The following is a 6,223-nucleotide window of genomic DNA, read 5'->3' as shown; positions in this document are numbered from 1 at the left end:
GCCGGTCGGTAGCCATGATCTCCTCCATCTGCCGCAGCGGACTCCTCTCCCCATCACACTGCGGCAAGCGCCTGATCACAACGGACTACCGTTAGCCGCCCCTCGAGGCCGAGGAGAGCGTGGTGCGGTCGGCGGGTCAGCAGAGAAAGCCGGCCAGCAGGCACGCAGCACAGGCACGCGGAAGGCGGGGGCTCCTCCGGAACCGGAGGAGCCCCCGCACGCCACCGACGTCCACGCCGGAGGCGAGGACTCGGCCTACCGGTGGCCGCCCCCGCGCCGTCACCTGCGAGGGCGTGCCGGCCGCTCAGTCCTCGCCCCGCACCACGTTCCAGTCGCCCCCTTGCTGTATCCGCCCCGCGTCGGCGTCGAGCGTCGCGCGCTCACAGGTGCGTATGCGCTGCCCGCGCAGACGGCGTGCCCTCGCCCAGCCCGTTTCGGCCGGGCGCACGGTGTGCTTCTTCCTGACTTCCGCAGTCACAGCGGTCCATCTTCCTTCTGAGTCCGTCCCGTTGGGGCCGGCTTGATGTCCGGCCCCTCCTGCTTTTCCCTCTCGGGTGTCCCATCGGGGCCATGGAAAACGTGGCACGGCCGGCTCGCCCGACCACCGGCCGTCGATCGGCCGCGTGTGCCGGGGGTCGTCCGGGTGATGGGCGGCCGACGTCCGCGGCCAAGCCCCTGCCCCTGCCCCCCGCCCCTGCCGGAACGAGCCCGCAGCGCGCACGGCACACTGGGGCGGGGAAGGCGCCGACGCTTAGGGCAGGGGGAGACGTGAACGAGGGCTGGCCCAAGCGTTGGTGGTCTGCGGCTCTCTTGGCCGCGGTACTGACCGGCATCGTGGTGTGGGACGTCCGGCGGGCCGTGGGGATCCTCACGGAGCCGGTGGTGGACTGGTGGGAGCTGTTCGGGCCGTGCGTGGGAGGCACTGTGTTCGCCCTCTTGGCGATGCAGACTGCCGTCCGCGCGGTCGGCCTCCGCCGAACGGCACGAGCCGTCGGCTCCGAGACGCGCGTCGACGACTGAGATCGCGGACAGGCCCGCGCCGGATGCGGGACACCCACCCGGCGCCGCTGACGTCCGACAGGGACGCGGTGCCGGCCGGAGCATGACCGGCCGGAACGTGGCGTGTGGCACGCGGGCGTATCGGGTCCGTCACCCCCGGAAGAACCCCTACGGGGGAAGGACGCGGCGGTACGCCGCAACGGAGTGGTGGAGGACCGGAGCCGGGCGTTCGATGCGCCGCGTGCGACGGCCGGGACGCCCGACCGGACGCCGGCCGGCACACTGCTTGCTCCGCGTACCCCGTGTGAGCGGGCGGGCCCGGCCGGCCGCGCCCGAGGCCCAGCACCCCAGGTCGAAGTACCCATGAGCCCGGAAAGCCTCACGGCCCCACCCGCGATCGACCGTGGCCGCCGCACCGTGGCCGCCGCGAGGTCCGGCGGTTAGGGTCGTGGCTGTTCAGCGCCGAGGAGGGGGATCCGAGGATGACCGGGACAGTGACGGCAGTCAGCAGCAACGGCGTGTACTCCTTCACCAAGCCGAACCGGGACAGCGTCGTGCTGCTCGCCGGGCTCGGTGTGGAGGGCGACGTCCATGCCGGCGTGACGGTCAAGCACCGCTCGCGGGTCGCCCAGGACCCCACCCGGTCGAACCTGCGCCAGGTCCACCTCATCCATGAGGAGCTCTTCGCCGAGGTCGGTGGAGAGGGGTTCGAGGTGGCGCCCGGTGACCTCGGCGAGAACATCACCACCCGCGGCATCGACCTGCTCGGTCTGCCGGTCGGCACGCTGCTGCGCATCGGCGACGACGCGGTGCTGGAGGTGACGGGCCTGCGCAATCCCTGTCTGCAGATCGACAACTTCCAGGACGGGCTGCTGAAGCAGGTGGTCGGCCGCGACGAAGCCGGGAACCTCGTGCGCAAGGCCGGAATCATGAGCATCGTGAGGGAGAGCGGCGCGGTGCGCCCGGGCGACGCGATCAGAGCGGAGCTGCCCAGCGGACCGCACCGACCCCTGGACCGGGTCTGACGCCCTCCGTCGGGCAGGCCGCAGCTCGCCACGTCCTCGCGTGGATGAAGATCACGACTGCCGTGGCTCCCACAGCGAGAACGGCTCCCGTTCACGCCGCTGTCAGCCCCACGCACCGGAAGGTCACGCAGGACCGGGAGCAGCCGGCGTTCCGGACTGCCCCGTGCGCCCTGGCCGCCGCGTCCCGCCACCGACGGCACCCGGCGACAACGCCTTGCGGCCCCTGAGCATGCGCGGGAAGCGTTACACGACCAGGGTCACCACCATGGCGACCAGTCCGATCACCACCAGTGCCACCACCGCCATGATCAGGACGAGCGGCACCGCTCCCCACCCCTTGCGCAGCTCGGGCGGCTCCGGATGCGAGATGCCGTACGTGCCGCCTTCGGCGGGAGGCGTCTCACCGGGGGAGACGCCGCTCCTCGGTGCGGCTTCCGGGGTTCGCCTCGGGTCGGGATCAGGAGTTGTCATGGCGCACGCTCCTCTTGGCGATCATCCGCCTGTGGGCTGGTTCTCCTCGACACCGCACCGCCTTCGCTCATACGGAGGGGGTGCGCTGCTTGTCGGGCTTTGCGGCGCTGATGTCGTCGAGGTCAGAGGTTCGGCGGTCGCCGGGGCACTCGTCATGACATCGCTGACACGCTGAGCCATGGGACCGTCCCTCCGTGAAGTGGGCGGTGCTCTCTCCGCCGCTCGGCCTGCCGAGTACCCGCGGGCGACCGGTCCTCACGTGGTCGCCAGGGGCGTGTGGACGACGGTCGGGACCGGTGATCGTCCCGCTACCGCGCTACGGGTACCGGGGTGGGACCTTCCTCGCTGAGGGGGGCTCCCGAGGGGATCGGGTGGGCCACGTCCGGAGGCGAACCCTGCCGGCCGCCCAGCGCCACCGCCGCTCCTTGTGAGCGGGCTCGGGAAAGCACCGTCCGCACCTGGTTCCCGTACCCGTCGGTCCTGGTCGGGACGGACGTGTACGGCGGTGCGGCGGGCGTGGGAGGGTCCCGGTCGTGCGCGGGGTCCGGTGGCGCAGGCGGGCGAGGGGGCGCCTGGCCGCCCGGGTGGTGCGGGCGGTGGCGGCCCGGCCAAACTCCCCGGACTCCTCACGTGCCGGAACGCGTGTACTGGCCGTACCCCCGTGCGGAGGCCCACCGCGATCCCGCCGTCCTTCGCTCCCCGGCCGGTGAGCGTGTCGACCCCGCAGGCCCCGGCGAGACCGCTCGTCTTGTCGATGCGGCTTCGTATGGTGGCTGCTTCGTACCGTGTACGTCCTGAGCCCGGGAATCCGCGGTGCCGCCGGCGGCACCGCGCCCCCGGTGAAGGCGGGGCGCCCGGTGCGGCCGGCGGCGGCTGTGTCGTGGGATGCCGGGGCGATTACCAGACGAGGGCGTCCGCCGCGTTGTCCTGCCAGTAGGTGACGGTGGCGGCACTGTTGAAGAAGACACCGCCGTTCGGCAGCTTCAGGGTCTTCTCGTCGTCGAGCGCGTTGCCCTTCTTGTCGGCGAGGAACACGCCCAGGGTCTTCGCGGTGCTGCCCCCTTCGCCGTCGGGGGAGAACGTCGTGATGCCCGCGTACGCGGACTGACCGGGCTTGAGCACCACCACGGCCTGCGGGGTGGTCTCCTTGGCCCACGGCAGCGGGGCCTGGGCGTCGGCGCCGGCCCTCAGGTGGGGGGCGCTGTAGGCGTAGCAGGGCTTGGTGCCGGTGTTGGTGGCCTTGAGCAGCAGGTGGTTGATCGGGCGGGACACCTCGGTGACGGTCAGCTTGGTGTTCGCCGTGGTGCAGGTGACGACCGAGGGGGCCTCCTTCGTGGCGGCGGAGGCGGTCTGCCCGGCGGCCTGGAAGCCGACGAACGCGAGGGCGGCGGCGACGACCATGGAGGAGACGGCCGTGCGGGAGGCGAAACGAGTGGCGATACGCATGAGTGGACTGCTTTCTCTGAACATCAGGAAGATGATTTTTCGGTGGTGAACTGTGTCGGTCGGCCGGTCGGTCGGCCGACCGGTTCTGTCTTGGCCGTGCTGCGCGGGGTGCGGATGGGCACGCCGGAAGCGCGGGTCTTGAAAGGGGTGTTGAGCGGGGCGGATCACCGTGTCCGGTGAGGCGCCGTGCTTGGATGGCCCAAGGCTGTGTCATGCGGCGTCCCATGCGCCATTCCATCGGGAGTTTTGGGACGTTGGGATGTGCGACCGGCTCTGAGCTGGGGAAACATGACCTTCATGGGATACCGAACGGGATGGGGGACTGGTGGGGGCGGCTGAGGAGATTGCCGATTTCGCGGCACTGCTGCGTGAGTTGAAGCAGCGATCCGGGCTGAGTTACGAGGCTCTGGCGAAGCGGGCGCACATGAGCACCTCGACGCTGCACCGGTACTGCAAGGGGGAAGGCGTACCGGCCGACCACGAGGCCGTCTCCCGCTTCGCCCGGGTGTGCAAGGCGACTCCCGAGGAACGGGTCGAGTTACACCGGCGCTGGGTCCTGGCGGACGCGGCACGGGAACGTGCCCGGCGGGCCGCAGCGGAGGCGGAACCGGACTCCGCGGAGCGGGCCGGAGCGTCCACACCCGGCGGCTCGGACCCGGAGCCACGCTCCGCGCGGGTACGCACAGAGGACCGACCCCGGCCGGAGTCCGTGCCGGACGCCCCGCCCGCGCCGGGGCCTCCGCCCGGATCCGCACCGGCGCCCCCGCCCGGATCCGCACCGGCGCCCCCGCCCGGATCCGTGCCGTCGACCGCGTCCGCATCCACGACCCCCTCCCTGAGCGAGCCCGGGGACCCTTCCGAGTCCGTCGCCGAACCGTCGTCGGAGGAGACGGCTGTCCTCACTCGCCGCACGCCGGCGCCCCTCCGGAGTGCCCGCAGCCGGTGGGCCCTGATCGCGGCGAGCACCGCCGTCGTCGTCGCCGTGTCCACCGCGCTCACGATCGGCCTGAAGGGCGGGGAGAAAGACCTGGCGGAGAACGGTCGGCCGGCCGACACCGTGACCTCCTCCGGAGAGCCGGCCTCCGCCGCCTCCACGCCGCACCCCTCCACGCCGCACCCCTCGGCGTCCACGTCCCCCTCCGCGGGTCCGAGCCGCTCCCCGGCCCCTGCTCCGGCCCCCGGAAAGCCCGACGCCGAGCCGTCGGCGCCCGGCACCGGCACGGGCCGCGCCCGGGGCGGCGACGAGGTTCCGCTCACGGTGAGCACCCGCACCTATGCCTGGGACGACCCGCAGTGCGAGGGGAAGTACCTGATCAACCGGCCTCCCGACGAAGTCTCGCCGCCGGTGATGGGGCAGGACGTGCCGGGCTGGGTGAAGGCGCACGGCGCCATCGCCGCCGACCGGCAGCGGGTGGCGCTGACCGTCCAGGGCACCGGGGACGAAGCCGTCGTCATCGAGTCCCTGCACGTCCGCGTGGTCGGCTCGAGCGCGCCCCCGGCCTGGAACGCGTACCTGGGGTCGTCGGGCTGCGGTGGAGGCGTGGAGACGAGGTCGTTCGACACGGACCTCGACGCCGGTCACCCCACCGTCGTGCCGAAGGCCGGCCAGCGCGGTTTCCCCTACAAGGTCAGCCGGTCCGACCCCGAGGTGCTGTACGTCACCGCCCGTGCCCGTGCCCACGATGTGCACTGGTACGCGGAGCTGCAGTGGTCCAGCGGCGGCCGTCAGGGAACCACACGGATCGACGACCACGGAAAACCGTTCCGCACCAGCGGCAGCCAGGGCCGTCCCGTCTACGAGCACTTGGTCGGCGGCACCGAATGGTTCAGCGTGGCGGAGAACTGATCCCCGGGGCTCCGACACGGAGGACACGTCCGGGCCGAAGCGTCGACGACGCCGGGCGCGTGCCGCGGCAGGTGCGGGTGAGGGCCGGTGATCGGACCGGTCCCGGATCGGAGCCTTCGCTGCTCACATGGGTGGGACGAGGCGGGGCACCCGTATGTCGGTCCACCAGCAAAGGAAGCCGATCATGGTAGTCGTCGCAGTCATCGCCGTGTGCGCGGTCCTGGCCGTCCTGGCCTTCCTCGTCCCCGGTCTCTCCCGCCGTCCCGAACGCGGCACGCACCGTACGCTCGGTGCCGGGGCGCGGGCCGGTGGCAAGGCGCCCGGCATCCTGGGCCGGCTCTTCGGCAAGCCCTTCCACACCGGTTCGCGCGCGGTGAGCCGCAGCGGTTCGGCAGGTCGCCGCTCCCGCGGCCGTATGCCCTTCTGACCGACTGTG

Annotated in this window: 7 protein-coding genes; 4 read left to right on the top strand and 3 right to left on the bottom strand. The window is 72.2% G+C overall.

The window, feature by feature from the left end; all coding sequences use genetic code 11:
• Nucleotides 1-304 precede the first annotated feature (304 nt).
• Nucleotides 305-478, bottom strand: a complete 174-nt coding sequence (locus tag ACFYQA_RS29635; protein ID WP_388924187.1) for a hypothetical protein — start codon at nt 476-478, stop codon at nt 305-307.
• Nucleotides 479-768: 290 nt separating this feature from the next.
• Here ACFYQA_RS29635 and ACFYQA_RS29630 point away from each other — a divergent pair, with 290 nt between their 5' ends.
• Both ACFYQA_RS29630 and ACFYQA_RS29625 read left to right on the top strand, forming a co-directional pair.
• A complete protein-coding gene (locus ACFYQA_RS29630; RefSeq protein ID WP_388924183.1) occupies nt 769-1,020 on the top strand; it encodes a hypothetical protein in 252 nt (83 codons plus the stop codon).
• Between the two features lie 461 nt (nt 1,021-1,481).
• A complete protein-coding gene (locus ACFYQA_RS29625) occupies nt 1,482-2,024 on the top strand; it encodes an MOSC domain-containing protein (protein WP_388924180.1) in 543 nt (180 codons plus the stop codon).
• A 243-nt stretch (nt 2,025-2,267) separates the two neighbouring features.
• Here the strand turns inward: ACFYQA_RS29625 and ACFYQA_RS29620 are convergent, their stop codons facing one another.
• Complete coding sequence (locus ACFYQA_RS29620; protein WP_388924177.1) at nt 2,268-2,495, bottom strand: DUF6480 family protein; 228 nt, start codon at nt 2,493-2,495, stop codon at nt 2,268-2,270.
• A gap of 897 nt (nt 2,496-3,392) precedes the next feature.
• The gene (locus ACFYQA_RS29615) at nt 3,393-3,941 is read right to left on the bottom strand and encodes a DUF4232 domain-containing protein (RefSeq protein WP_388924174.1); all 549 of its coding nucleotides are present in this window, start codon (nt 3,939-3,941) and stop codon (nt 3,393-3,395) included.
• A 325-nt stretch (nt 3,942-4,266) separates the two neighbouring features.
• Between ACFYQA_RS29615 and ACFYQA_RS29610 the strand changes: the two genes are divergently transcribed.
• Both ACFYQA_RS29610 and ACFYQA_RS29605 read left to right on the top strand, forming a co-directional pair.
• Complete coding sequence (locus tag ACFYQA_RS29610; protein WP_388924171.1) at nt 4,267-5,787, top strand: helix-turn-helix domain-containing protein; 1,521 nt, start codon at nt 4,267-4,269, stop codon at nt 5,785-5,787.
• Between the two features lie 184 nt (nt 5,788-5,971).
• Nucleotides 5,972-6,214, top strand: a complete 243-nt coding sequence (locus ACFYQA_RS29605) for a DUF6411 family protein (RefSeq protein ID WP_388924168.1) — start codon at nt 5,972-5,974, stop codon at nt 6,212-6,214.
• Nucleotides 6,215-6,223: the final 9 nt, after the last annotated feature.

Origin of the sequence: Streptomyces sp. NPDC005774, assembly GCF_042871645.1 — a bacterium.
GTDB lineage: Bacteria > Actinomycetota > Actinomycetes > Streptomycetales > Streptomycetaceae > Streptomyces > Streptomyces pratens.
This window is presented reverse-complemented; position numbering and strand designations above follow the sequence as displayed.